The following is a 25,648-nucleotide window of genomic DNA, read 5'->3' on the forward strand; positions in this document are numbered from 1 at the left end:
TCTCAGCAAGTTAAGCGGGTGCATAATCCGCGGGGGCGATTGCACAATTCAGGACTGCGCTAAACAAAGTATTAACCAGCCCGTTCGGGAAACAACCGGGCTAGCCCGTCGGTAGAAGCCTCGCTGATGCCGCGCTCGGTGATAAGCCCCGTCACCAGCCGGTTTGGTGTGACATCAAAGGCAGGATTGCCACCTTCTGTGCCATTTGGCGTCACGCGTACGTCCGAGATATTCCCCTGCCCATCAACCCCCATGACATGGGTTACTTCCCTTGCATCACGTTCCTCGATCGGGATTTCGGCCACACCGTCGCGAACTGTCCAGTCAATCGTAGGAGAGGGCAGGGCGACGTAAAATGGCACACCGTTGTCACGTGCAGCCAAAGCTTTCAGATAAGTCCCGATCTTGTTGCAAACATCACCTTGGGCCGTGGTTCGGTCTGTGCCCGTAATCACCAAATCAACCAAGCCGTGCTGCATCAAATGACCGCCGGCATTGTCCACGATGTAACGATGGGGAATGCCATGCTCACCCAATTCCCAGGAGGTCAGTGCGCCCTGGTTGCGCGGTCTGGTTTCATCCACCCAGACTTGCAGGGGGATGCCCGCGTCATGCGCGTGATACATCGGGCTTGTGGCCGTGCCCCAATCCACAGTCGCCAGCCATCCCGCGTTGCAATGGGTCAACAACCTTACCGGCTCACCGGCGGGTTTTCGAGCTGCGATATCCTTGATCAGTTCCAGCCCGTGACGGCCAATTGCGGCGTTGATCTCGACATCTTCGTCTGCAATCTCCTGCGCCAGCGACCAGGCGCGCTCGGCACGATCACCAGGAGCAAGCGGCATCAGCGCTTCTCGGCATCTGTCCAATGCCCAGCGCAGGTTGATTGCGGTGGGTCGGGTTGTGTGCAGAACGTCATACGCAGCGTCGAAGGAAGCTTCCGAACTGTCCCGAGACATCTGCTCGGCAATTCCAAACGCAGCGGTCGCACCAATCAAAGGTGCGCCCCTGACCCACATATCCCGTATCGCCGCTGCGAATTCGTCAAGCGTTTTCAGGGTTACGACCCGAAAATCATGCGGCAACCACCTTTGGTCGATGATCCGAACCACACCTGCCGGTTTGTCCCACCAAATCGACCGGTAATGGGTGCCCTGTACTTTCATAATGCAGTCTCCGTATTCGAATGGCCTGGCCAGAATTCAATTACAGGGTGCTTTCTTATGAAGAACTTGTAAACGGGCGTTTCTGATTTCGCGTCAGTAATTTGGGCAGGCCGCCGCCTTGGCTATCCCCGTCTGGCGGCACGTAATTCCCGTTCCAGGGCGTCCAGAAATCGCGAGCGGTCTGCCTTGCCGAACGGTCGACCACCACCGCCGGTTCCCAACGGATTGGCCGCGCGCAGATCGGCCATCAAATCACGCATAGCCAGTTGCTGACCAATATTCGCCGCTGTGAAGATTTCACCGTTTGGGCGCAGCACGCGCGCACCCGCTTCGACGCATTTTGCAGCCAAAGGGATGTCGGACGTAATGACGACATCCCCCGCTCCACAGCGTTCGGCAATCCATTTGTCGGCCTCATCGGCGCCTTCGGAAACGACAATGACCTGCACCAGCGGGTTGGCCGATGGTCGAAGCCCACCATTAGACACCAGCGCCATTGGCACTTTGTGTCGCGTTGCGACCCGTTCGGCCTCGGCCTTTACTGGACAGGCATCGCCATCGACATACAGCGTCGTCACGCTTTCTTCGCCTCTTTCTTTGCCGGTTCCGCTGGTCTCTTTTTAACCTTGAATTCCTCTGGTATGGGCATTCGGTTGAACGCATCCAGGCCCGCAATTTTGTAAGCTTCGGCAAGTGTCGGGTAGTTGAACGTGTTCTGAACGAAGTAGTCCACTGTGCCTTTCAGGTTCAGCACGGCCTGCGCGATGTGAATCAGTTCAGTCGCGCCTTCACCGACGATCTGAACGCCCAGCACCCTGCGGGTCTTTAGCGAGAACAGCATCTTCAACATGCCGTGTTCCAGCCCCATGATATGCCCGCGTGACGTCTCGCGGAACCGTGCCACACCGACCTCGTAGGGTATGTTGCGCTCCTGCAATTCTTCTTCTGACATTCCGCAGGTTGAAATTTCGGGCACTGAATAGATGCCGTACGGATACCACGGGCTTTCCGGCAGCGTGGGCGTCTCGAGCGCATGACAGGCAGCCACTCGCCCCTGTTGCAAAGAAGTTGACGCCAGTGAAGGATGTCCGATCACATCGCCTGTGGCATAGATATGCGGCACAGCCGTTTGATAGGTCTTACGGTCGACCTTGATCCGGTTGCGGTGGTCCGTCTCCAGCCCGACGGCATCCAGATTGAGTTTGGACGTCGCTCCCATGCGCCCGGCCGCGAACAGAAGCATTTCAGCACGAACGTGGCGACCGTTGTCGAGGGTCACTTCCACATGTTCGCTGGCGTCTTCAATCTTCTCGACAGCCGAGCCCAAACGCAGGTCGACACCGTTTTCCCGAATCTGGTGGGTGAAGTCGTGGATCAACCGGCTGTCGATGAAATCCAGAAACGTGTCGCGGGGTTCAATCAACGTGACGCGGACGTCCAGTGCCGAAAACATTGTGGCGTATTCCACGCCAATGACCCCGGCACCGATGACAACCAGCGAGCGCGGAATCTCTGCCATTTCAAGAAATTCGTCACCATCGACCACGGTTTTGCCGTTGAACGGAACATAATCCGGGCGATAGGTTTTCGTGCCTGTCGCAATCAGGAACTTCGCGGCCGTCACACGCGTTGTTTCTCCGGCATCGGTTGCGACTTCTACTTCGTGCGGTCCAACAAACCTGGCCAAACCGTCCAGAGTTTCGACGTGGTTCCGGTTGAACTGATGCTCCAAGACGTCGACCTCATGGTCGAGGGTCATATGCAGGCGGGCTTTCAGATCCTCTGCACGAATCTGATCCTTTACCCGGTAGGAACGCCCATAAAAGCTGCGCTCGCGCCAGCCCGACAGGTTCAGCACCGTTTCGCGCAGAGTCTTGGACGGAATTGTACCGGTATGGACAGAGACGCCACCAAAACGGTCCTTGCGATCGATGACCAACACACGCCGTTTCAGTTTGCCTGCCTGAATAGCCGCAGAACGCCCTGAAGGTCCTGACCCGATGATGATCAGGTCGTAATCGTATTTGTTCATCCCTCAGTCTCCGTACAGTGCCTCGGCATGGAAGATGATGTGATCTTCCATAAACGTGGACACAAAGAAGTACGAATGATCGTAACCCGGCTGGAAGCGATATGTCGCTTGCTGGCGACGTTCGGCGATGGCTTGCGCCAAAGCTTCGGGACGCAGAAGATCCATGAACTGATCGTTTGCACCGGTGTCGATCAGGATCGGACCGTCGAAACCGGATTTCTTCATCAACAAAGACGCATCGTGTTTTGCCCAAAGCGCTTCGTCGTCACCGAGATAGGCACTCAGCTGTTTGCGGCCCCAATCCGCTCCGGTCGGGTTCGAGATAGGCGCAAAGGCTGACACCGAACGGAAGCGTCCGGGCAGGTCCATGGCAAGTGTCAGGGCGCCGTGCCCCCCCATGGAATGGCCCGTAATGGCCTGGCGTTCGCTGTCGATGGCGAAGTTTTCGAACAGCAGGGCGGGCAGCTCTTCGGCAACATAGTCCCACATCCGGAAATGCGGCGCCCAAGGTTCCTGTGTCGCGTTCACATAGAAACCTGCGCCCTGACCCAGATCGTAATCTTCGTGATCCGCGACGCCTTCACCGCGCGGCGACGTATCCGGAAACATCACGGCGATCCCTTGTTCCGCAGCCCACGCCTGAGCCCCGGCTTTGGTCATCGCGTTTTCATGGGTGCAGGTCAATCCTGACAAATACCAAAGAACCGGAACCGGCCCGTCCTTAGCCTCGGCTGGAAGAAACAGGCCAAAAGTCATGTCACACTTGCACGACGAGGAGGCGTGGCGGTACACGCCCTGCACACCGCCAAAACAGGCATTTTCCGAAAGGGTTTCCATCAGGCACCGTCCTTATTTTAGAGTCGCAACATGGCTAACGATCAGCAGACCCGGCGTAAAGTCTGCGCGCCTTCGTTGAGAGATTTTTTCGAAAACGTGAAAGTCAGAATGCGCCCATCCAGGCGATCACCATTGGCACGGTGAGAATACTGACGATTGTGGATAGAAGGATTGCGGCTGACGCGCGATGCGGGGCGATTCCATAATGCGCGGCCAGCATGTAAACATTGCCCGCAACAGGCAAAGCGGCTGCTGCGATGGCAACAGTTGCCGGAAAAATTTCAATCGGTATCAGCCACAACAGAGCGACCGCAACGCAGGCCGGGTGGATCACCAGTTTGCAAAAGCTTAACCAAGCGGCGATCTGGACACGTTCAGCCGACTTGCCTGCCAACGATGCGCCAATAGCGAACAATGCTCCGGGAGTTGCGGCACCACCGAGAATGGTCAGAAAATCGCCAAGAGGTTCAGGAACAGGTATTTGCAGCCAGGACCAGACGAGGCCGGCTGAGATGGATACGATCATGGGATTCCTGACCAAACCCATTCCGATCAGCTTGAACGTGGCCGGAGTCAGCTTTCCGTCACGGCCGCCATTGATCAAGATCACGATAAGGGATGAAAACACCACCAAATCGACAGTCAGGACCAGCATCACGGGCCCAATCGCAGCCTCAGAGAACAAAAGAGCAAGCATGGGAAGTCCCAGAAACCCGACATTGCCGATGGCCGCGCACTGAGCTTCGACCGCGGCGGTCGGAATATCGAGCCCACGCAGCCACGCGACGACCGTCGCCAGCACATATACAATCACGGTTCCCAGCAGATATCCAAGGATGAGCCGGGCATTGAAAATCTCGGCAAAGGGTAGGGTGGCTGCAAAGCGAAACAGCATCGCCGAAAGCGCAAAATAAAAGACGAACTTGGTCAGATATGCCGTGGCTTCAGCCGTGAAAAACCGTGTGCGCCCCGCCCAAAAGCCCAGGCCGATAATCGCGAAAAACGGAAGGGTGCGCAAAAAGATGTCGAGCATGGGCCAAGTCCTAGCACGGTTTGAACTCGCTGCAAGTACCCGACATCAAAGCAAATGCACCGTCGGATTCGCTGAAGTATCCGAGAATCGTTGTATCTAAACCGAACGGTTTATAAGCTGGTGTAGTTATCGATCAAGGAGACGACATGACCCAGACCGCCACCATCCTGCGCACCGGCCGAAAATTCGACCAGGTTCTGCGCGGGGCCCGAGAGGTTTTCATGGCGGACGGGTTTGAAGGTGCAAGTGTAGATGACATCGCCCGCGCGGCTGGCGTGTCAAAAGCAACGCTATACAGCTACTTCCCTGATAAGCGCCTTTTGTTCATGGAAGTTGCCCAAACAGAATGCTGCCTGATGGCCGAGCGGGTCATCTCGATGATCGACGAAACCAAACCTGCTCGTGAAGTGCTTCAGATCACGGCGACACAGCTGACCAGTTTTCTTGTGTCAGATTTCGCGCAACAGGTATTCAGGATCTGCGTTGCCGAACGCGACAGGTTCCCCGAACTAGGTCGCGCTTTCTATGAGGCTGGGCCACAAAATGGCCAGCGACAGATGGCCGAGTACCTGGAAAAGGCCGTGGCCAAAGGCGAATTGGCCATTGAAGATGTACATATCGCCGCCGAGCAGTTTTCCGAACTGTGTAAAGTGCGGATCTGGACCCGGGCGGCTTTCGGCATTCAGAACACTTTCACCCAGGATGAAATAGATCAGGTTGCTGCTCAGGCCGTTGACATGTTTCTTGCTCGTTATGGGGTGTAGCCCACCAAAAGGATGGCCCGCGCCCGGAACAGGGGCGCAGACCATCGCTCACACACCAAAACACTCGATACACAAATGTTTAAAGCTATAAGTCTTGTAAAACCGTTTACTCGATAAACGTTTGGGCCAGACACTCGCTGATAGGCTGTGCCGGATAAGCAATCACTGCGCGTTCGCCTGTGCTTGCGAACAGGTCTGCGGGCATACCGGGGACCAACCCCAAAGCCGCCACAGCAACGGATTGCTTTTCATCCACTTCGACCCGGGCTTTTGAAAGATCCCGCAGGTATGTTCACTTTCCAATGCGTCAGCCGAGATATCAAAGATAACACCTCGGGCCTCGGGCACATCGCCTGCGCGAAAAGGGACAAACTGACCTGCCCCAGAAACGTCCCTCGTTCTGATGTAGGGTTTGTTTAGCTTTGGAAGGCGCAAATGAATGCGAAAAGCTGTTTCACGAAAGCCCGGATCATTGGGATGGACCCGTCACGCTTTCGTGCCGCTCCGATTGCTTGCTATTGCAGCCTTTGCATCGAAGGCCAAAGGGCTTTTCCAGCCGAGGGCCGAGTGCCTGCGTCGTGGATTGTAGAAGCCGTTGAAATATTCGAAGATTGCGATCTCGGTGTCTCTACACGTTTTCCAGGATTGCTGCCACAACAACTCAGCTTTGATCGCCTTGAAGAAGGTTTCGACCATTGCCCGGCAGGCTCATGTATAGCATTCTTTCCAGAGGCGGGCGGCGTTATCATAGCAGTTGCTGGTTCTGGCTGAGCGGACGATCGCGTTAGCCGCGATACCCTCTTGGACTGACATCCATGATCTGGCACAGCCGCTCGACAGGGAGGATGTCGGAGGTCTTGACGATGAAAGCAAACCTCATTTGCTTTACTCCGCAAAGAACTGGGTGGCAATTTTCAGCTCCTCTCCTTCTTAAGCATGCGGTTCTCTTTCCGCAGTTCCGCGACCTCGCGCTCGAGATCAGACTGGGCGGACAGCTTCTCAGGATTGCGCCGATCCTGGTGGATCAAACGGCTCAGCGTCGAGAAGCCGACACCAAAATCTGTTGCAACCTGCTTTCGCGGCAGGCCGCTGGTTAACCTTACCCGCGCTGCCTCCGCGCAAAACCCCGGGACAGGACCAGATAGGCTGGCTTTAGGATCGAAATGTCATCTTTCGGAAGGGTCAAAGGGGCTATGACGGTAGTAAGGAATATGACGGCAGTAAGGAAGGTGTGTTCGAAACAGTAAGGTTTTTCACCACCATCAAAACCTGTTCAGCGCGTTGGTCTCAATACGTGGTGCGCATCTGGTATCCCTGATGGAAAGTCATGCGCACGAATGTAACCGGATCGCTGCGAAACCAGGTCGTGCGTTCCAATCGAAACAACGGTGTGCCGGGCGGTACCGCCAGGAACTCCTGTAAATGCCCTGTTGCCGGGACGGCCGAGAAGGCAATTTCAGCGTTTGAAAACGGCACCTCGGACAGCAGCCATTCATTCGGCCCGGTGGTCAGGAAATCTTCGTTGAGAACCTGAGGCACGGTGCTGACGTTGATCCAGCGTTCCTCGAACTGAAACGGACGGTTGTCGGCGTGGTGCATACATTGCAAATGGACGACCTGCGCGCCTTCGGGAATGCTCAGCTTTGCCTGTAACCACGCGGGGCAGTCGATCAGTGTTCGGCTGACCAAAGCATAGCGGTATTCGGCATTCATTTCTTCTATTGTCTGCCGAACGACAGTGATTGGCAGCTTCGCCTGCTTTACCGGCGTGGTCACAACACGCGTGCCACCCTTACGTTTGCGGGTGACAATGCCCTGTTCGGCAAGTTCCCGCAGCGCCCGATTGACCGTCGCCCGTGCTACGCCGAACTCGGCTGCCAATTCCATCTCGGTGGGCAACAGACTTCCCTGCGGCCAGACTCGGGTTTGAATGCGGTTCACGACTTCGTCCCGAATGTCCTGAAAGCCGAGGTGTTTTTGATCGGTCACGTGGTGTTCATCCAATTACGTACAAACATATTGGTATTATGAAGCCATTTTTGTCAGCCCGTAAAGGGAACAGCAAACTCAAAGCCTCAGTATGAGATCAGCCATAGCCCGCCGATAGTCAAATACGATTCGATCCCGTGCAATATGACGGCCCTGGCGTACCTGATGGCGGCCCGCCGACCACAGATCGGTCACTACGTGATCCTTCGCGGCAAAGACCAACCCGTCGAGCAACTGTTCAGGACGCAGGGCACAAAGCGCGGGATCCTGACTGTCAATGGCAACAAGATCCGCCAGCATCCCTTCTGCGATCTGACCCGCTGCGCGCGCCAGGGCTTGCGCGCCACCCAAAGCCGCATTGCAATAAAGTGTCTGTCCAACCGAACCGTCCCCGTCGACCAGAACATTGCGCGACAGGTCTCGCAGACGTTGTGAGTACTCCAGCGTTCGCAGTTCCTCTGTCATTGAAATCAAAATGTTTGAATCCGACCCAACTCCGAAACGACCGCCGGCTTCAAGATAGACAACTCCGTTGAAAGGGCCATCGCCCAAATTGGCCTCGGTGATCGGGCAAAGCCCCGCGACCGCGCCGGTTGCCGCCATATCTCGGGTTTCCCTTTCGGTCATATGAGTGGCGTGGATGAGGCACCAGCGATTGTTTACCTCTGCATTGTTCAAGAGCCATTCCACCGGGCGTGCGCCCAGACTCTCGTGAACCTGCGCTACCTCTTTGGGCTGTTCCGCGATGTGAATGTGGACAGGTCCTGTCGTTTTGGTTTCCGAAACCCGGGCAAGATCTTGTGGTGACGTCGCGCGTAAGGAATGCGGGGCAATGCCTATCTGACAGTCATCCGGCAGATCGCCCAGTGCCGCTTGCGCTTGCTCGACCAGCGCCAGATAGCGGTCCACATCATTGCCAAATCGTTGCTGTCCCGATTCCAACGGTTGCTCGCCGACCCCTGCATAAGAATAAAGTACGGGCAGATGCGTCAGTCCGATTCCAGACTCGGCCGAAGCAGCCATGATCCGCTGGGACAGCTCTGCAAGATTGCCATAAGGTGTGCCGTCTGGCTGGTGATGCAGATAATGGAATTCACCAACCGAGGCATAGCCGGCTTCCTGCATCTCCATATAGACCAGTGCGGCAATCGCCTGTACCTGATTGGGCGTCAGGTGCGCGGTGAATCGGTACATTAGTTCCCGCCACGTCCAGAAGCTGTCGCGCCCGGCCTTTCGATATTCAGTCATCCCCGCCATCGCGCGCTGAAATGCGTGGCTGTGAAGATTGGCCAATGCGGGCAGCAAAGTGTCGACGCGCGTATCGCCATCTTGCGTCGTCGCGCCCTTCTGCAACGACGTTATCAGACCTTCCTTGATTTCGACCCGCAGGTTCGAAGCCCAACCGGTGCTCAATAATGCGCGATTAGCGAAGATAGCCATTTTCCACCTCATTTTATGCATAGACATATAATTGATAGAAATGTACTAGAAAAGAAGGAAATGCACGGAGGTTGCGAGTCACATGCAGACGCAAACGCGGGTTTTGACCGATCTTGACGCCGCAACGATGACCGAAGGCAGCACACCATACGGTTTGGTTCCAGATGCCGCGATCGCGTTGCAGGACGGGCGCATCGCATGGATCGGAGCTGTCGCTGACCTTCCTTCACGATTCGCCGACCAGCCGCGGACTCGACTCGGTGGACGCCTGGTTACGCCTGCGTTGATCGATTGCCACACTCACGTGGTTCATGGTGGTCATCGCGCCGTAGAGTTCGAAATGCGCCTGAATGGGGCGAGCTATGAAGAGGTTGCCCGCACTGGGGGTGGAATCATCTCGACCGTAAAGTCCACGCGCGCGGCTGGCGTGGAGGAGTTGGTCGCACAAGCATTGCCGCGTGTGGACGCGATGCTGGCCGAAGGGGTATCGGTCATCGAAGTGAAGTCTGGTTACGGGTTGGATGACAAGACTGAATTGAACATGTTGCGCGCGGCTCGGGGGTTGCCGGATCATCGTCCCGTCCGTGTTCTGACCAGCTTTTTGGGGGCTCATGCGGTGCCTCAGGACTATAAGGGCAGGGCATCGGACTACATTCATCAGCTGTGCATTCCCACGCTTCGCGCCGCTCATGCCGGGGGATTGGTCGATGCAGTCGATGCCTTCTGCGAAGGCATCGCCTTTCAACCGGAAGAGCTGATCCCGCTTTTTGATGTCGCGACAGAGCTTGGCCTGCCGATTAAGATCCACGCCGAACAATTGTCGAATTTGGGCGGCGCAAAACTGGCTGCCAGATACGGCGCGTTGTCGGCAGATCATTTAGAATATCTTGATGAAGCAGGTGTTCAGGCCATGGCACAGGCCGGTACCGTCGGCGTCATTCTGCCGGGTGCGTTCTACACTCTTCGCGAAACCCAGGCACCGCCGATTGACTTGTTGCGCAGGCACGGTGTGCCCATGGCGCTTGCAACGGATTGCAACCCCGGCTCGGCGCCGATGACCTCGGTGCTGCTTGCGATGAACATGGGCTGTACCCTGTTTCGCATGACGCCAGAGGAAGCCCTTAAGGGCGTGACGACCCACGCTGCCCGCGCTCTCGGCATGGCTGACTGCGGACAGATTTCAGTCGGGCATCGCGCCGATCTGGCGGTTTGGAATGTCGAACACCCTGCGGAACTGGCCTATCGCATCGGCTTCAACCCTCTTCATACCCGCATATTCGGAGGCTCACTTTGACGACCATGACCCTCACTCCGGGCACCGTTACCCTGTCACAGCTGGAACAGGTCTTTCGCGAGGAACGCCCGGTTCAACTGGATCCCGCTTGCCACCCGTCTGTCGAAGAAGCGCATAAGCGCATTGCCGATGCGGCGGCGGGAGAGGCCGCTGTTTATGGCGTGAACACAGGGTTCGGGAAACTGGCCAGCGTCAAAATCGCAGCCGAGGACACCGCCACTTTGCAGCGCAACCTGATCCTCAGCCATTGCTGCGGTGTAGGCCCTGCGATCCCGCGCACCCTTGCCAGATTGATGATGGTTCTAAAACTGCTGAGCCTTGGTCGCGGGGCCTCGGGGGTTCGGCCAGAGGTGATCAACCTGCTGGAAGGGATGTTGTCCAAGGGTGTGACCCCGGTGATCCCGGCGCAGGGTTCGGTCGGGGCTTCGGGTGATCTTGCGCCCTTGTCCCACATGGCTGCCGTCATGATGGGCGCTGGTGAGGCCGAATTCGGTGGCGATGTGATGCCCGGTGACGCTGCGCTGTCCAAGGCGGGTCTGCAACCAATCGAGCTGGGCCCCAAAGAAGGGCTGGCGCTGATCAACGGCACCCAGTTTTCGACGGCCTTTGCACTGGCCGGCCTGTTTGGCGCGTGGCAGGCGGCGCAAAGCGCGCTGGTTACGTCGGCGCTGACGACGGATGCGATCATGGGTTCGACCGCCCCGTTGCAACCGGAAATCCACACGTTGCGCGGGCATCGCGGGCAGATTGAGGCCGGAGTGACCATGAGAGCGCTGCTGGCTGGGTCGGTCATTCGTGAAAGCCATCGGGATGGCGATACCCGCGTTCAGGACCCGTATTGTATCCGCTGTCAGCCTCAGGTGGTGGGCGCCGCGATGGATGTGCTGAGGCAGGCCGCAACAACGCTGGAAATCGAGGCCAACGCGGCGACGGACAATCCTCTGGTTCTTTCGGAAACCGGCCTGATCGTCTCGGGCGGGAATTTTCATGCCGAACCCGTTGGGTTTGCCGCAGACATGATAGCGCTCGCCGTGGCCGAGATCGGGGCAATTGCGCAACGTCGCATTGCGCTGATCGTCGATCCTGCGCTCAGCTTTGATCTGCCGCCTTTTCTGACGCCCAATCCGGGTCTGAACTCGGGCTACATGATCGCCGAGGTGACGACCGCTGCACTGATGAGCGAAAACAAGCATCTGGCCAATCCATGCGTGACGGACTCGACGCCCACATCGGCCAATCAGGAAGATCACGTTTCGATGGCGGCCCATGGTGCGCGGCGATTGGGGCAGATGGTTGCAAATCTGGAACGCATTCTGGGGGTCGAACTGCTCTGTGCAACACAAGGTGTCGAATTCCGCGCGCCGCTGCCCACGAGCGAAACGTTGCAGGCCGTGATGGCACGGCTGCGTGCCGTGGTGCCGGCCTTGGGTGATGATCGCTATATGGCACCCGAGATCGAAGCAGCCTCGGCCCTGATCGCCGGTGGCGAGATTGCCCGTGGTACTGGAATCGCCATGCCGGAACTTGGCGTATGAGCGGCCCGGTCGAGATTTCGCGCGGTGACAGTCCGATCGTGCTGGGTCTGCCGCATACCGGCACTTATGTGCCCGCCACGATCGAGGCCAAATTGAATGCGCGGGGCAAGGCTTTGGCGGATACGGATTGGCATATTCATACCTTGTATGAAGGACTTCTGCCCGGTGCGACCACGGTTCGGGCGACCTTCCACCGATATGTGATCGACGCCAACCGAGACCCGTCGGGTGTGTCGCTTTATCCGGGTCAGAACACGACAACCCTTGTGCCGCTGACGGACTTCGACGGCCAGGGCATCTGGGACATCCCGCCTTCCGGAAAGGATATCCTCGAACGGCGGGAAGCTTTCCATGCGCCGTATCATGCCGCCCTGCAGGCTGAGTTGGAGCGGTTGAAGGCGGCCCATGGGGTTGCGGTGCTGTATGATTGCCACTCGATCCGCAGTCATATTCCTTTTCTGTTCGAAGGTACTTTGCCCGATCTGAACATCGGCACGAACAACGGGGCGACCTGTGCACCGGAAGTCGAAGCCATAACGCATGAGTTCGCTGCGTCCTCGCCCTATACGGCCGTTTTGAATGGGCGGTTCAAGGGCGGATGGACAACGCGCCATTATGGCCGCCCCTCGGAAGGGGTTCACGCGATCCAGATGGAGCTGGCTAAGTCGGCTTACCTGAGCGCCGAAGCGCCGCCCTGGACTTTTGATACCGACAAAGCCAACCGCCTGCGCCGTTGGCTCAAAGACATCCTTGACGCCATCCACGACACTGCATTGGAGCTTGCCCGATGACCGACCCTCGTAAAAACACCCGTGACATCTATCCCCCGACAGGGCCCGAACTGAACGCCAAAAGCTGGATGACCGAAGCCCCGATGCGGATGCTGATGAACAATCTGCACCCGGATGTGGCCGAGAACCCGCATGAGTTGGTTGTCTACGGCGGCATCGGCCGTGCCGCACGGACGTGGAAAGATTTTGATACCATCGTTGCCAGCCTCATGGACCTAGAGGAAGATGAAACGCTGGTGGTGCAATCCGGCAAGCCGGTCGCCATCGTTCGGACGCATGCCGACGCACCTCGGGTTTTGATCGCGAACTCGAACCTCGTGCCGCATTGGGCCAACTGGGATCACTTCAACGAGCTCGATAAGAAGGGCCTGATGATGTACGGCCAGATGACGGCCGGTTCGTGGATCTATATTGGGACGCAAGGCATCGTTCAGGGCACTTACGAAACCTTTGCTGAGGCGGGGCGTCAACACTATGACGGGGACCTGACCGGCAAGTGGATTCTGACTGGCGGTCTGGGCGGCATGGGCGGGGCGCAACCTCTGGCGGCCGTCTTTGCAGGGGCGTGTTGTCTGGCCGTCGAGTGTAATCCTGACAGCATCGATTTCCGCCTGCGCACCAAGTACCTCGACGAAAAAGCCGAGACACTGGATGAGGCGCTCGAAATGATCGACCACTGGAGCAGGGCGGGCGAGGCGAAATCGGTTGGTTTGCTCGGCAATGCCGCCGAGGTTTTCCCCGAGGTTTACCGCCGCATGCAAGCGGGTGGTAAGCGCCCCGATATCGTGACCGATCAGACCAGCGCCCACGATCCGGTCAACGGCTATCTGCCATTGGGCTGGAGCATGGCGCAGTGGAAAGACAAGAGGGAAAGCGACCCCAAGGCCGTGGAAAAGGCAGCCCGAGCGTCGATGAAGCAACACGTGGCCGCCATGGTCGATTTCTGGAACGCGGGTGTGCCAACCTTGGACTATGGCAACAACATCCGGCAGGTGGCGCAGGACGAAGGCTTGGAAAACGCCTTTGCCTTCCCCGGTTTCGTACCCGCCTATATCCGCCCGTTGTTCTGCCGCGGCATCGGCCCGTTCCGCTGGTGCGCGCTGTCGGGTGATCCCGAGGACATCTACAAAACCGACGCAAAGATGAAGGAACTGTTCCCCGAAAACACTCATCTGCACAACTGGCTCGACATGGCGCAGGAGCGCATCGCCTTTCAGGGCCTTCCCGCCCGGATCTGCTGGCTTGGACTGGGCGACCGCCACAAGGCTGGGCTGGCATTCAACGAGATGGTTAGGAATGGAGAATTGAAGGCGCCGGTCGTCATCGGTCGTGACCACCTCGACAGCGGCTCGGTCGCGTCGCCGAACCGCGAAACCGAGGCGATGAAGGACGGCTCGGACGCCGTGTCGGATTGGCCGCTGCTGAACGCGCTGGTCAATACCGCCTCGGGCGCGACGTGGGTCTCGCTGCACCACGGAGGCGGCGTTGGCATGGGTTTCAGTCAACACGCGGGTGTAGTGATTTGTGCCGACGGAACCGATGCAGCGGCCAGACGTCTCGAACGGGTTCTGTGGAACGATCCGGCTTCAGGCGTGTGGCGTCACGCAGATGCGGGTTACGAGGATGCCAAGGCCTGCGCACGCGAACACGGGTTGCGTCTGCCGGGGATTCTGGGCTGATTTGCCGTTCATCTTTGAATTTGTCTGCATGGCTTAGCGCTAACGCCGAATTTTCCGGTTTCGAACCGGGGATGTTTCAGCTAGGGCTAAGCCGTTAAGCAGCCCGCCAGGCTAACGACAACTGACAAAGGTGGCTCGCCCGTTGCTCGATATTGCACAAGTCCGCACTGTTCTTTCGGACGTCTATGACCTTGCCCCATCGGCCACTCTGGCCAATGAGATGAAAGACACGTATGCCCGCATGGATCGTGTGATCAGCCCGCCGGATTGGGCGATCTATGCGCCCTATGTGCGCGCGATCAACGCGCTCAAGAAAGAGCGTAACGCCGTGATCCTTGGGCACAATTACATGACGCCCGAAATCTATCATGGTGTGTCCGATTTCGTCGGAGACAGCCTGCAACTGGCGATCAAGGCCAGTGAGGTGGAAGAGGATGTGATCGTTCAGGCTGGGGTTCATTTCATGGCCGAAACATCGAAAATTCTGAGTCCCGAGAAAACTGTTCTGATGCCCGACATGAATGCGGGCTGTTCTTTGGCAGAATCGATTACTGCTGAAGGAATCGACGAAATGCGGGCCAAATATCCCGGCGCGCCGGTTGTGTCATATGTGAACACCACTGCCGAGGTCAAAGCGGCTTCTGATATCTGCTGCACCTCGTCGAACGCCTTGCAGATCGTGAATGCCATGGAGAGCGACACGGTCATCATGACGCCGGATCAATATCTGGCTCAAAACGTGGCCAATGAAAGCCACAAGAACGTGGTGTACTGGCCCGGTTCCTGCATCGTGCATGAACAATACACCGCGCAGGACTTGCGCGACTTCCGAGAATGGAACCCCGGTACGCGCCTGATCGCTCATCCGGAATGTCCGCCGGATGTGGTGGCCGAGGCGGATTATTCTGGTTCAACGAGCGGTATCATCAAATATGTGCATGATGAGAAGCCTCAGAAGGCGATGCTGATCACCGAATGTTCCATGGCGTCGAACATCGCTGATGAACTGCCCGAGGTCGATTTCGTAGGGCCGTGCAACATGTGCCCATATATGAAAAAGATCACGCTTGAAAAGATCCTCTATGCTCTGCACTCGATGGAAGGCCAGGTCGAGGTCGCTGAAGACGTGGCAGAGAAGGCTCGCAAATCCGTTCAGGCGATGATTGATCTGTCCCGCAAGCTCGGCATCTGACCAGCAATGTCCAATATCACCACGGATCGCGTCATTATTGTCGGGGCCGGGATTGGCGCGCTCTATGCTGCGTTGAAACTGGTACCGCGACCGGTGGTGATCATCTCGCCTGATCCTTTGGGCGAAGGTGCAAGTTCGGCATGGGCGCAGGGGGGCGTTGCCGCCGCGATGGACTTGGCCGACAGTCCGGAAAGCCACGCTGTTGACACCGTCAATGCCGGGGCCGGCACCGTCGAGCAAAACGTCGCAGATTTGGTCACGCGCGAGGCGCGTGAGTATATTCTCGACCTGACCTCTTTGGGCACTCCGTTTGATCGCACCGAGGATGGTGGGTATGTCCTGTCGCGCGAAGCCGCGCACAGTTTTGCCCGCGTGGTGCGGGTTAAGGGGGATCAGGCTGGTAGCGAAATCATGGCCGCCCTGATCGAGCGTGTGCGTGAAACTCCTTCTGTGCAGGTTTTGGAGGGGGTCCTTGCTATTGCGTTGGAAGTGACGGAAGGGCGCGTGGTGGGAGTGGTTGTGCAGGATGCTTCGGAAAGCGGATCCGCGCCTGTGACGCTTCGTGCACCTGCCATATTGTTGGCGGGTGGCGGTTCTGGCGGGCTTTATGCCCTAACGACCAATCCGGCCCGCATCCGCGGGCAGGTCATCGGAATGGCCGCACGGGCCGGGGCAATGATTGCCGACGCTGAATTCGTACAGTTCCACCCCACTGCCATGGACGTGGGTGAAGACCCGGCCCCGCTGGCGACCGAGGCCCTGCGCGGAGAAGGGGCCGTTCTGATAAACAGGCATGGCGAGCGTTTCATGCCGGCCGTTCATCCTGATGCCGAGCTTGCCCCGCGCGACGTTGTGGCCCGCGCGATATTTGCAGAAGTGCAGGCCGGCGACCGACCGATGCTGGACACCCGCGAGGCTTTGGGCGCGCAAATAAACAAGCTTTTCCCGGCGGTTGCCGCTTATTGCGCGCGCAACGGAATCGATCCGGTCAGGGACGCGATACCGGTCGCTCCGGCAGCGCACTACCATATGGGCGGAATTGCAACAGACACTGATGGTCGCGCGACACTGGATGGGTTGTGGGTGTGCGGTGAGGCGTCTTCGACCGGCCTTCACGGCGCCAATCGGCTGGCCTCGAACGGATTGCTCGAAGCATTGGTGTTTGCACGCATCTGTGCCGAGGACATTACGCGTTTGATACCGGATTCATCCGGGTCGGAGCCTGTGGTCCTTCGATTTGATCAAGCTGACACCCCGGATACGTCCGATGCAGTCAGTATATTACGCACGACTATGTCGCGCGATGTTGGCGTGGTCCGGGATCGCACCGGGTTATGCCGCGCATTGCGCACGATTGCCGCGCTTGAGGACCAGCATGGCGCGTGTCCGTCTTTCAGAAACATGTGTGCCACAGCAACCCTGATCGCCGCGGCAGCATTGCAGCGCGAAGAAAGCCGCGGCGCGCATGAACGATCCGACTTTCCGGAAATTGCCGACGGTCCCGGCAAACGATCCCGGATGTATCTTAGCGACGCACTGCACGTTCGCGCCGAAGCCTGCAAGGAATTACCATGAGTTTTGCGACCCTGCCCGATCTGATCCTCGAACCCGTCGTCCGCGCGGCGCTGATGGAGGATCTGGGAGCTTACGGTGATGTGACCACCCGCGCCGTGATCCCGCAGAGCACGACCTATACAGCCCGACTGAATGCGCGCGAGGACGCCGTTGTTTCGGGCATGCAGGTGGCCATGATAGCGTTCCGGCTGGTCGACCCGGCGCTTGAGGTTGAGGTGCTTGTCAAGGATGGCCAGTCCTGTCGACGCGGCGACACGCTGATGACCATCAAAGGTTCCGCAGCTTCGATCCTGTCGGGTGAGCGGGTCGCGCTGAATTTTGCCGGTCGTCTGACCGGTATTGCCACAAAAACTGCCACCTTTGTCCAGCAGGCAAAGGGCACGAATGCCCGCATGACTTGTACCCGTAAAACCACGCCCGGGCTTCGCATCGTCGAAAAACAGGCCGTGCTGCACGGTGGCGGTTTCAATCATCGCTATTCGTTGTCCGACGCGATCCTGATCAAGGACAACCACATCGCCGCCGCAGGGGGTGTGAGTCAGGTTCTTGAATCCGCCAAAGCGCAAGCCAGTCACATGATGGCCGTCGAGATTGAAGTCGATCGACTGGACCAGTTGGCCGAAGTGCTCAGGATTGGCGGCGCGTCCGTCGTATTGCTGGACAACATGGACAACGAGATGCTGCGCGAAGCGGTTGCCATGGTGGATGGGCGAATGAAGATCGAAGCCAGCGGAAATGTGACTTTGGACCGGGTCGCATCGATTGCAGCGACCGGAGTCGATTACATCTCGTCCGGAGCGCTGACGCATTCGGCCCGAACCGTTGATCTGGGCCTTGATTTCTGAAAAGCGCGGCATTTTCGCTTGATTTGGGATCGTTTGCGCCAACACTGTTGCGCCTTCAGATTTTATCGATAATAAATCCACGGCAACGCAAGCTGCAGGAAGTTTTATAGATAAAATGATCATCCCTCATTCCGGCTGGACCCGAAAGTCTGCGCAAGCTGTTCATGACCTCCCGTTGATGGACCTTCTGTTCCGGGCACAGACCGTGCACCGCGAGAACTTTGATCCGAACAAGATTCAGACTTCTAAACTGCTGTCGATCAAAACAGGCGGGTGCGCCGAGGATTGCGCCTATTGCTCGCAATCGGCCCGAAACGGATCCACCCTGCCTGCATCGAAACTGATCGAGGTTCAGCGTGTACTGGCCGAGGCCAAAAAGGCCCGCGACGGTGGCGCGACCCGGTTCTGCATGGGGGCCGCCTGGCGCGAGCCCAAGCCGCGCGATATGCCTGCTCTGGTCGCCATGGTTGAGGGCGTCAAGGCGATGGGTATGGAAACCTGCATGACGCTGGGCATGCTGGATGACACCCAGGTGGTTCAGCTGCGCGATGCCGGATTGGACTATTACAACCATAATATCGATACATCCGAACGTTATTATTCCGAAGTGATCACCACCCGTACATTCTCGGATCGGATCGACACGATGAACCGGGTACAGGAAGCCGGAATCAAGGTCTGCTCGGGTGGTATTCTGGGGATGGGTGAACATACTGGCGACCGTATCGACATGTTGCTGACTTTGGCCAACATGACCCCGCCGCCGGATTCGGTGCCGATCAACATGTTGATGCCACAAGCGGATACCCCGCTGGCTGACGCCGAACCGATTGATCCGATCGACTTTGTGCGGATTATTGCAACCGCCCGAATTCTGATGCCCAAATCCTACGTTCGGCTGTCCGCCGGTCGCAGTGACATGAGTGACGAGATGCAGGCGATGTGTTTCTTCGCCGGAGCAAATTCAATCTTTGTCGGCGAAACTCTTTTGACGGCAGAAAACCCTGAGGAAGATACCGACTCGATCCTGTTTGCGAAACTTGGCCTTCAGGCCGAAACGGCTGAAGAACATAACCGCACGGAAGCCGCCGAATGAAAGCAGTCGAACGACTGGAATCCATGCTCGATGCACTGGAAGCCCGGCACCGCCGTCGGGCTTTGATCCCGGCGCGCGGGCTGGATTTTGCGTCTAACGACTATTTGGGGTTGGCCGGGTCAAACCTGTTGCAAGAGGCTGCGCAGGCAGCGTTGGCGCGCGGCGTGCCCGTAGGCTCGGGCGGCTCGCGGCTGCTGCGGGGAAATCACCCTGAGCATGAGGCGCTGGAACATGAAGCGGCGGTTTTCTTTGGGTCCGAGGCCGCATTGTTCATGGGTGGAGGGTTTCAGGCCAACCAAGCGATCTTTTCCACCCTGCCGGCTGCCGGGGATCTGGTTTTGTATGACGAACTGGTTCACGCCAGCGCCCACGAGGGGATGCGCGCCAGCCGTGCGGATCTACGTGCCTTTCGCCACAACGACGTCGCGGATGCGCGCAACGTTTTGACCGAATGGCGATCCGCTGGTGGGCAGGGTCAGGTATGGATTGCTGTTGAAAGTGTCTATTCCATGGAGGGCGATCTGGCCCCGCTAAAGGACCTGTCATGTCTGGCGCGTGAATCCGAAGCCGTTCTGATCGTGGATGAGGCGCACGCCACGGGCGTTTTCGGGACAGATGGCAAGGGTCTTGCTCATGACCTGAACGTTGACCTTCTGACCCTGCACACCTGCGGCAAAGGGCTTGGTGTCTCTGGTGGGCTGATCTGTGGCCCACGCGCGATGATCGATGCCCTGATAAACCGCGCGCGGCCATTTATCTTTGCAACAGCGCCGTCCCCTCTGAACGCTGCTCTGGTACGGGCAACCCTGCGTGAATTGGCCGGGAATGAGGGTTTAGTCACTGCTGCACGCAGGCGGCTGCGCCATGCACATGATGCGGCCTGTCAAGCCGGGCTGCCTGACACGGCCTTGAACAGCCAGATCATTCCCGTCGTTCTTGGCGATGAGGCCCGGACGATGGCGATGGCACAGGCTTTGCAACATCAGGGGTATGACATTCGCGGCATTCGCCCGCCTACCGTTCCAAAAGGCACATCCCGTCTGCGCGTCTCGATCACCGGGAATGTCAGTCCTGAGGACATTTCGGCCCTGTTTGCAACCATCTCCAGCCACCAATCGGAGGCCGCATGAGCGCTCTGGTCATTGTCGGAACCGATACCGGCGTCGGAAAAACAGTTTTTTCGGCTGGCCTGACGGCGGCCCTGAACGCCAGCTACTGGAAGCCGGTTCAATCGGGTGTGGAGGATGCAACGGACACGGAAACCGTCTGCACCTTGTCCGGTGTGGACGTGTTGCCCGAAGCGTATCGCCTGAACATGCCTGCCTCCCCCCATCTTTCTGCGGAAGATATGGGCATTGAGATCGAACTGTCCCGGCTAGCGCTGCCGCAGGTGGACGGGCCGCTGGTTGTGGAGGGGGCAGGGGGGCTGATGGTGCCTCTGAACCGCAAATCCTACTATTTGGATCTGATCGCCCAATGGCAGGCCCCGGTCGTTCTGGTCGCACGCACGGCGCTGGGAACGATCAACCACACCACGCTGTCCCTGATGGCGCTTCGAGACGCAGGGTGCGAAGTGGTCGGCGTCGCCTTTGTCGGGGACCCGGAGCCTGACGTGGAGCAAACCATCGTCGAAATGAGCAACGTTCGACACCTCGGACGCTTGCCATATCTTGCAGACCTGACGCAGCAAAGCCTGTCAGATGCGTTTTCGTCCATAGAGGTGGCGACCATACGGAGGTTTCTGTGACCCCGCTTGAGTTTGACGCCCGCCACCTCTGGCACCCCTATACGAACGTGGCTGATCCCGGTGCGATGCATCTTATCGACCGGGCCGAGGGCGTATATCTCTATCGGGAGGACGGTGCGAAGATGATAGACGCCATGTCGTCATGGTGGTGCGCTATCCACGGCCACAAGCATCCCGAAATCACATCCGCCATGCAGGCCCAGCTGGAAAAGATGCCTCATGTGATGTTCGGGGGGCTGACACACCGTCCGGCCATTGATCTGGGGCGCAGGATGGTCGACATGTTGCCCGAGGGGTTGGACCGCATTTTCTATTGCGACAGTGGGTCTGTCTCGGTCGAAGTGTCGATGAAGATGGCGGTGCAGTACCAAATGGCCCATGGCCGCACCCGCAAATTCGAATTTGCCACAATTCGGGGCGGCTATCACGGTGACACGTGGAAAGCGATGAGCGTCTGTGACCCGGTGACGGGTATGCACGGGCTGTTCCGCGGGGCTTTGTCGATCCAGCACTTCCTGCCGCGTCCCCAGGTTCGGTTGGAGGATGACTGGCCCGAGGACCCGGCGCGGAACGGGTTGGAGTCGCTGGCACGACTGTTGGCCGACAAGGGCGATCACCTCGCGGCCCTGATCCTTGAACCCGTGGTTCAAGGCGCCGGGGGTATGTATTTCTATCATCCCCAATGGCTGCGCGCGGCACGCGCCATGTGCGATGCCCATGACGTGCTGATCATTTTCGATGAGATCGCAACCGGATTTGGCCGAACCGGCAAGCTGTTCGCCACCGATCATGCGGGCATCACCCCGGATATAGTGTGTTTGGGCAAGGCTCTGACCGGTGGGCATATCTCGTTTGCCGCAACCGTAACCAGCAAACGGGTAGCGTATGGCATTGGTGAAAGTGAGGCCGGAGTGTTCATGCACGGCCCGACCTACATGGCCAACCCTCTGGCCTGTGCCGCAGGATCGGCCAGCCTTGGCCTTCTGGCAGGGGGGAGCTGGCAACGCCAGGTGGCTGATATTGAAAATCAGATGCGGACCGAGCTGGAACCAGCGCGCGGTTTGTCGGGCGTAGCAGACGTCAGGGTTCTCGGCGCCATTGGCGTTATTGAAATGAAGGAAACGGTTGATCCTTCTGTCGCTCACCGGCTGGCCCCGAAGACCGGAGTGTGGCTGCGTCCCTTTGCGCGAAACATCTATTGTATGCCGCCTTACATTATTTCACCTGATGAACTCAGCCGGGTCACGAGCGCGATGGTCGCTTTGGCCGGGGGGCAGCAATGAAACACCAGTGGCTGGCGCAATCGGATGACAGCAGGCTGACTCTCGTCTTCGGGGGGTGGGCGCTGGGTGCCGCACCGTTCCGCGGTCTCACCGGAGGCGGATCTGTTCTGCTGATGGATGACTATACTCGGCTCGATGATCCCTTGCCCGATCTGGCCGGGTTTGACCGCGTCGAAATGCTTGCGTTTTCCTTCGGTGTCGCATCCGTGGCCCATTGGTTGGCCAGCACACAGTTTCGCCCTGACCGGCTGGTTGCCGTCAGCGGTACGTTGCATCCTGCCTGCGCAGACCGGGGCATCGCGCCTGATATTGTCCGGGCCACGGCGGATCAGCTGTCATCGTCAAGTTTCATCAAGTTTTGCCGACGCGCCGGACTATCTGCTGACATACCTGAACTGGACATCGAGCAGGCAAAAAAGGAACTTCACGCGGTTATTGAGCGCGGCTCGGCGCCTGATCCCGGCTTTGATCGGGTTTGGATATCAGAGCGGGATCGGATCATTCCGTCCAATGCTCAAAGGACGGCCTGGGCCGCGAACCCGGATGCTATCAAACGTGTCGCCGCTCCGCATGTACCTTTCCAACCGGGCCAAAGCTGGGCGGAGTGGATGTCATGACAGCGCAATTGGCGGACAAGGTGCAGCGAAGCTTCAGCCGAAGTTTCCAGACTTACAACGACACAGCCAGCCAGCAGGCCTGGGTTGCCCGCAAGCTGGTTTCCGAGATGCGCCGGGTAGGCGCGCCAAGCCGGTTTGATGTGGCGTTCGAGCTGGGCTGCGGCACAGGCCATCTGACCCGGGTGCTGCGGCAGAGCTTTGACCTTCCCGATCTCTACCTGAACGATATCGCGCCTCAAGCGCGGGTGACGGCAGATGCGGAAAAGGCGGCGTTCATCGCCGGAGATGTTCGCCTGGTCGAGTGGCCAGCGAGGCTGGATTTGGTCGCGTCGGCTTCGATGATCCAATGGATGGAGGATCCGGCCCGATTGTTGCAGAAGGTAGCCGATGCGCTTGAACCCGGTGGGTGGCTGGCGATGTCCGGGTTTGGCCCACTGCAATACCAGGAGCTTACGCAAATCGGTTCAACAGCCCGGGCGCCGGGCCTTTGTGCAACTGATGCCCTTGTGGCTGCCATAGAAGGGCCGCTCAAAGTTCTGTCGGTCGGTGAAAGCGTGAGGCCATCCTACTTTGCCACCCCCAGAGATGTTCTGAAGTATTTGCGCAGGACGGGGGTAAATGGTCGGGCACAAGGTGCATGGACCCGCGCCACTCTGGCCCGGTTCGAAGCTGACTACGTGCAAAAGTTCGGAGCTGACGGCAGGGTTCATTTGACCTACCACCCAGTGTGGGTCATCGCCCAAAAGCGTTAGGCGCCTATTCGGCTACAACAAGGTCAATTTCATTCGCCGAAAGCATCTGGCGAATACCCTCGGGCGGGTTCACATCAGTAAAGAACAGATTGATCTTGTTGGCAGGTTCCAGTGTTACCGGCGCGCGTTTTCCCAGCTTTTCGCCATCAGCCACTACAATACGAACCTGTGCGTTTTGAATGGCGACGCGGGCCAGGTTAGCTTCTTGCAGGTCGTGCAACATAAAGCCCGGATCCGCATTGACCGCTCCAACAGACAGAACCGCGAAACGGACGTTCAAACGTTTGATGAGGTCCTGAGCTTCAACACCAAATGCGCCACCATCATGTGAGCGCAGCTCGCCACCTGCCATGAAGACGCGGTTGTTGTTTCTTGAAGCCAATGCCTGGGCAACAAAAACCGAATTGGTCACTACAAAAAGATCACTGTGGTTGCCAAGCGCCTGCGCCACATATGCGGTTGTCGAGCCGATATCGAGGAAAACTGAGTCTCCGTCGCTGATGACCTCGGCAACCGCTTTCGCCAACTTCTCTTTCGCGTCAACCTTCTTGTCCAGACGGCTTTGCAGCGACGGTTCCAGAATGTCTTCGAGAAGATGAACTCCGCCATGGACCTTACGCACAATGCCGCGCTCTTCCAGATTGCGCACGTTTCGCCGAATGGTTTCGAGGCTGACCCCAAGATCATTTGCCAAAACGCTTACCCGGCATGACCCACCCGCGCGAAAAAGCGCGCGCAAGATTTCTTCTTCTCGTTGGTTGGTGGTCTGAAGGTTCATGGGCCGCGCTCTGATGGCATCGTCATAAGGGACTTAAAGCCATACCACAATACCCACATAAAGCAACGCGAAGCGACAGATTTGCTTTTGATATCTGCATTAATCAGGAAAAAATGTGGCTTTACGTGGTTTTTATTGACACAAAACCCCACGATGTGGTCGTCTATACTCAATACCACCGATTCATCGAAAAAAATCACGACAGGGAGAAGGTGTTATGAATTGTAAAATGGGAATTTCTGCGCTGGCCTTTATGGCAGTCGGAGCCGCAACAACTGCTTGGGCTGTTGAGTCCTCGGACCCGATCAAGTTGACGCTCCACGACTGGTCGGGGCAGTTGATCAATACCAAGATCATGGGTTCGATACTGGAAGAAGCTGGATACAACGTTGAATATGTTCAGGCGGATTACATCGCTCAATTCGCCGGTCTGAAAACGGGTGACCTGCATCTGGCGATGGAAATCTGGGAAACCACCGGGCGCGAGGCTCTGGACGAAGCAACCGGAACCGGCAAGGTCGTCAATGTCGGCGAAACCGGTCTGATGGCGATCGAAGAGTGGTGGTACCCCAGTTACATGAAGGAACGGTGCCCGGGATTGCCGAACTGGGAAGCGTTAAAAGATTGTGCCGAGGAATTCGCGACGGCTGAAACTGCTCCGAACGGGCGTTATGTCGGTGGACCGGTGACCTGGGGTGGCTTCGATGACGAGCGTGTCGAAGCGCTTGAACTGGATTTCGAAGTCGTCCATGCGGGCACCGACGCGGCCCTGTTTGCCGAGTTGGAATCCGCGTATCAAAGGCAGGATCCGATTGTCTTATGGGTCTACGTCCCACATTGGGCGCCGGCGAAATACGAAGGCGAGTTCGTCGAATTCCCGCCATTTACGCCAGAATGCTACAGTGACCCTTCGGTTGGTGTGAACCCAGACATGGCCTATGATTGCGGCAAGCCGCGTGGCCCGATCTGGAAAGCCGCCTGGTCTGGCCTGCAAGAAAAATGGCCAGGCGCATATGACATTATCGAAGCCTACAATATCAATAATGATGAAATGAGCGCCATGGTCGGCAAGGCCGATCTTGATGGCGTGGAAATCGACAGCGTTGTTGCAGAGTGGATGGAGACCAACAAAGACCGCTGGTCTGGCTGGATCTCGAAATAATCCACTGGCCAGAGCGGGCCTGTCGCTCTCTCGGTCCGCTC

23 protein-coding genes and 1 pseudogene are annotated in these 25,648 nt (G+C 57.9%); 15 read left to right on the forward strand and 9 right to left on the reverse strand.

Annotation, left to right across the window (positions count from 1 at the left end):
* Nucleotides 1–71 precede the first annotated feature (71 nt).
* From mtnA to D1823_RS19325, 5 genes are all read right to left on the reverse strand, one after another.
* The gene (gene mtnA, locus D1823_RS19305) at nt 72–1,166 is read right to left on the reverse strand and encodes an S-methyl-5-thioribose-1-phosphate isomerase (RefSeq protein ID WP_117873136.1); all 1,095 of its coding nucleotides are present in this window, start codon (nt 1,164–1,166) and stop codon (nt 72–74) included.
* 122 nt (nt 1,167–1,288) lie between these two features.
* Entirely contained in the window at nt 1,289–1,744 is a 456-nt protein-coding gene (locus D1823_RS19310) for a YaiI/YqxD family protein (protein ID WP_117873137.1), read from the reverse strand.
* The gene (gene sthA, locus D1823_RS19315; RefSeq protein WP_117873138.1) at nt 1,741–3,198 is read right to left on the reverse strand and encodes a Si-specific NAD(P)(+) transhydrogenase; all 1,458 of its coding nucleotides are present in this window, start codon (nt 3,196–3,198) and stop codon (nt 1,741–1,743) included. Before sthA ends, D1823_RS19310 begins: the two co-directional genes overlap by 4 nt.
* A 3-nt stretch (nt 3,199–3,201) precedes the next feature.
* Nucleotides 3,202–4,035: an S-formylglutathione hydrolase gene (fghA, locus tag D1823_RS19320; protein WP_117873139.1), complete on the reverse strand. Its 834-nt coding sequence runs from the start codon at nt 4,033–4,035 to the stop codon at nt 3,202–3,204.
* A 103-nt stretch (nt 4,036–4,138) separates the two neighbouring features.
* A complete protein-coding gene (locus D1823_RS19325; protein WP_117873140.1) occupies nt 4,139–5,068 on the reverse strand; it encodes an AEC family transporter in 930 nt (309 codons plus the stop codon).
* A gap of 146 nt (nt 5,069–5,214) precedes the next feature.
* Here D1823_RS19325 and D1823_RS19330 point away from each other — a divergent pair, with 146 nt between their 5' ends.
* Complete coding sequence (locus D1823_RS19330; protein WP_117873141.1) at nt 5,215–5,832, forward strand: TetR/AcrR family transcriptional regulator; 618 nt, start codon at nt 5,215–5,217, stop codon at nt 5,830–5,832.
* Between the two features lie 486 nt (nt 5,833–6,318).
* Here D1823_RS19330 and D1823_RS19335 read toward each other — a convergent pair.
* The 3 genes and pseudogenes from D1823_RS19335 to D1823_RS19345 form a co-directional block, all read right to left on the reverse strand.
* Nucleotides 6,319–6,956 (reverse strand): annotated as a pseudogene (locus tag D1823_RS19335) (IS3 family transposase); the annotation flags it as partial.
* Between the two features lie 163 nt (nt 6,957–7,119).
* Nucleotides 7,120–7,821, reverse strand: coding sequence for a GntR family transcriptional regulator (locus tag D1823_RS19340; protein WP_117873142.1), 702 nt, complete (start codon nt 7,819–7,821; stop codon nt 7,120–7,122).
* 78 nt (nt 7,822–7,899) lie between these two features.
* Nucleotides 7,900–9,261 carry a formimidoylglutamate deiminase gene (locus D1823_RS19345; protein WP_117873143.1) on the reverse strand — a complete coding sequence of 454 codons (1,362 nt, stop codon included), beginning with the start codon at nt 9,259–9,261 and terminating at the stop codon, nt 7,900–7,902.
* Between the two features lie 82 nt (nt 9,262–9,343).
* Here D1823_RS19345 and hutI point away from each other — a divergent pair, with 82 nt between their 5' ends.
* From hutI to D1823_RS19410, 13 genes are all read left to right on the forward strand, one after another.
* Nucleotides 9,344–10,555 (forward strand): imidazolonepropionase, encoded by a 1,212-nt coding sequence (gene hutI / locus D1823_RS19350; protein ID WP_117873144.1) that lies wholly within the window; start codon nt 9,344–9,346, stop codon nt 10,553–10,555.
* Nucleotides 10,556–10,560: 5 nt separating this feature from the next.
* Nucleotides 10,561–12,090, forward strand: a complete 1,530-nt coding sequence (hutH, locus tag D1823_RS19355; RefSeq protein WP_205512030.1) for a histidine ammonia-lyase — start codon at nt 10,561–10,563, stop codon at nt 12,088–12,090.
* Nucleotides 12,087–12,881: an N-formylglutamate deformylase gene (gene hutG / locus D1823_RS19360; protein WP_117873146.1), complete on the forward strand. Its 795-nt coding sequence runs from the start codon at nt 12,087–12,089 to the stop codon at nt 12,879–12,881. The genes hutH and hutG overlap by 4 nt, the downstream gene beginning before the upstream one ends.
* Nucleotides 12,878–14,560, forward strand: coding sequence for a urocanate hydratase (gene hutU, locus D1823_RS19365; protein WP_117873147.1), 1,683 nt, complete (start codon nt 12,878–12,880; stop codon nt 14,558–14,560). The genes hutG and hutU overlap by 4 nt, the downstream gene beginning before the upstream one ends.
* A 142-nt stretch (nt 14,561–14,702) precedes the next feature.
* Entirely contained in the window at nt 14,703–15,752 is a 1,050-nt protein-coding gene (nadA, locus tag D1823_RS19370; RefSeq protein WP_117873149.1) for a quinolinate synthase NadA, read from the forward strand.
* A 6-nt stretch (nt 15,753–15,758) separates the two neighbouring features.
* A complete protein-coding gene (locus D1823_RS19375) occupies nt 15,759–17,327 on the forward strand; it encodes an L-aspartate oxidase (RefSeq protein WP_117873151.1) in 1,569 nt (522 codons plus the stop codon).
* Entirely contained in the window at nt 17,324–18,172 is an 849-nt protein-coding gene (gene nadC, locus D1823_RS19380; protein WP_205512027.1) for a carboxylating nicotinate-nucleotide diphosphorylase, read from the forward strand. Before D1823_RS19375 ends, nadC begins: the two co-directional genes overlap by 4 nt.
* Nucleotides 18,173–18,287: 115 nt before the next feature.
* Nucleotides 18,288–19,268, forward strand: a complete 981-nt coding sequence (gene bioB / locus D1823_RS19385; RefSeq protein WP_117873155.1) for a biotin synthase BioB — start codon at nt 18,288–18,290, stop codon at nt 19,266–19,268.
* Nucleotides 19,265–20,398: an 8-amino-7-oxononanoate synthase gene (locus D1823_RS19390; RefSeq protein ID WP_117873158.1), complete on the forward strand. Its 1,134-nt coding sequence runs from the start codon at nt 19,265–19,267 to the stop codon at nt 20,396–20,398. The genes bioB and D1823_RS19390 overlap by 4 nt, the downstream gene beginning before the upstream one ends.
* Entirely contained in the window at nt 20,395–21,015 is a 621-nt protein-coding gene (gene bioD, locus D1823_RS19395; RefSeq protein ID WP_117873160.1) for a dethiobiotin synthase, read from the forward strand. Before D1823_RS19390 ends, bioD begins: the two co-directional genes overlap by 4 nt.
* Nucleotides 21,012–22,298, forward strand: a complete 1,287-nt coding sequence (gene bioA / locus D1823_RS19400) for an adenosylmethionine--8-amino-7-oxononanoate transaminase (RefSeq protein ID WP_117873162.1) — start codon at nt 21,012–21,014, stop codon at nt 22,296–22,298. The genes bioD and bioA overlap by 4 nt, the downstream gene beginning before the upstream one ends.
* On the forward strand, nt 22,295–22,915 hold the full coding sequence (locus tag D1823_RS19405) for a DUF452 family protein (RefSeq protein WP_117873164.1): 621 nt from the start codon (nt 22,295–22,297) through the stop codon (nt 22,913–22,915). The genes bioA and D1823_RS19405 overlap by 4 nt, the downstream gene beginning before the upstream one ends.
* On the forward strand, nt 22,912–23,667 hold the full coding sequence (locus tag D1823_RS19410) for a methyltransferase (RefSeq protein ID WP_117873166.1): 756 nt from the start codon (nt 22,912–22,914) through the stop codon (nt 23,665–23,667). Before D1823_RS19405 ends, D1823_RS19410 begins: the two co-directional genes overlap by 4 nt.
* Nucleotides 23,668–23,671: 4 nt before the next feature.
* Here the strand turns inward: D1823_RS19410 and D1823_RS19415 are convergent, their stop codons facing one another.
* Nucleotides 23,672–24,445: a DeoR/GlpR family DNA-binding transcription regulator gene (locus D1823_RS19415; protein ID WP_117873168.1), complete on the reverse strand. Its 774-nt coding sequence runs from the start codon at nt 24,443–24,445 to the stop codon at nt 23,672–23,674.
* 217 nt (nt 24,446–24,662) lie between these two features.
* Here D1823_RS19415 and D1823_RS19420 point away from each other — a divergent pair, with 217 nt between their 5' ends.
* Nucleotides 24,663–25,607, forward strand: coding sequence for an ABC transporter substrate-binding protein (locus D1823_RS19420; RefSeq protein WP_117873170.1), 945 nt, complete (start codon nt 24,663–24,665; stop codon nt 25,605–25,607).
* Nucleotides 25,608–25,648: the final 41 nt, after the last annotated feature.

This window comes from Ruegeria sp. AD91A (assembly GCF_003443535.1).
Classification (GTDB): Bacteria; Pseudomonadota; Alphaproteobacteria; order Rhodobacterales; family Rhodobacteraceae; genus Ruegeria.

What these genes read in the sequence shown, in the direction of transcription:
- D1823_RS19325 (WP_117873140.1), bottom strand. Translation starts at nt 5,068, where the DNA reads ATGCTCGACATCTTTTTGCGCACCCTTCCGTTTTTCGCGATTATCGGC.
- hutI (WP_117873144.1), top strand. Translation starts at nt 9,344, where the DNA reads ATGCAGACGCAAACGCGGGTTTTGACCGATCTTGACGCCGCAACGATG.
- hutG (WP_117873146.1), top strand. Translation starts at nt 12,087, where the DNA reads ATGAGCGGCCCGGTCGAGATTTCGCGCGGTGACAGTCCGATCGTGCTG.
- nadC (WP_205512027.1), top strand. Translation starts at nt 17,324, where the DNA reads ATGAGTTTTGCGACCCTGCCCGATCTGATCCTCGAACCCGTCGTCCGC.
- bioD (WP_117873160.1), top strand. Translation starts at nt 20,395, where the DNA reads ATGAGCGCTCTGGTCATTGTCGGAACCGATACCGGCGTCGGAAAAACA.
- D1823_RS19415 (WP_117873168.1), bottom strand. Translation starts at nt 24,445, where the DNA reads ATGAACCTTCAGACCACCAACCAACGAGAAGAAGAAATCTTGCGCGCG.
- fghA (WP_117873139.1), bottom strand. Translation starts at nt 4,035, where the DNA reads ATGGAAACCCTTTCGGAAAATGCCTGTTTTGGCGGTGTGCAGGGCGTG.
- D1823_RS19375 (WP_117873151.1), top strand. Translation starts at nt 15,759, where the DNA reads ATGTCCAATATCACCACGGATCGCGTCATTATTGTCGGGGCCGGGATT.
- D1823_RS19390 (WP_117873158.1), top strand. Translation starts at nt 19,265, where the DNA reads ATGAAAGCAGTCGAACGACTGGAATCCATGCTCGATGCACTGGAAGCC.
- D1823_RS19345 (WP_117873143.1), bottom strand. Translation starts at nt 9,261, where the DNA reads ATGGCTATCTTCGCTAATCGCGCATTATTGAGCACCGGTTGGGCTTCG.
- D1823_RS19410 (WP_117873166.1), top strand. Translation starts at nt 22,912, where the DNA reads ATGACAGCGCAATTGGCGGACAAGGTGCAGCGAAGCTTCAGCCGAAGT.
- hutU (WP_117873147.1), top strand. Translation starts at nt 12,878, where the DNA reads ATGACCGACCCTCGTAAAAACACCCGTGACATCTATCCCCCGACAGGG.
- sthA (WP_117873138.1), bottom strand. Translation starts at nt 3,198, where the DNA reads ATGAACAAATACGATTACGACCTGATCATCATCGGGTCAGGACCTTCA.
- mtnA (WP_117873136.1), bottom strand. Translation starts at nt 1,166, where the DNA reads ATGAAAGTACAGGGCACCCATTACCGGTCGATTTGGTGGGACAAACCG.
- D1823_RS19420 (WP_117873170.1), top strand. Translation starts at nt 24,663, where the DNA reads ATGAATTGTAAAATGGGAATTTCTGCGCTGGCCTTTATGGCAGTCGGA.
- D1823_RS19405 (WP_117873164.1), top strand. Translation starts at nt 22,295, where the DNA reads ATGAAACACCAGTGGCTGGCGCAATCGGATGACAGCAGGCTGACTCTC.
- bioB (WP_117873155.1), top strand. Translation starts at nt 18,288, where the DNA reads ATGATCATCCCTCATTCCGGCTGGACCCGAAAGTCTGCGCAAGCTGTT.
- D1823_RS19330 (WP_117873141.1), top strand. Translation starts at nt 5,215, where the DNA reads ATGACCCAGACCGCCACCATCCTGCGCACCGGCCGAAAATTCGACCAG.
- hutH (WP_205512030.1), top strand. Translation starts at nt 10,561, where the DNA reads ATGACCCTCACTCCGGGCACCGTTACCCTGTCACAGCTGGAACAGGTC.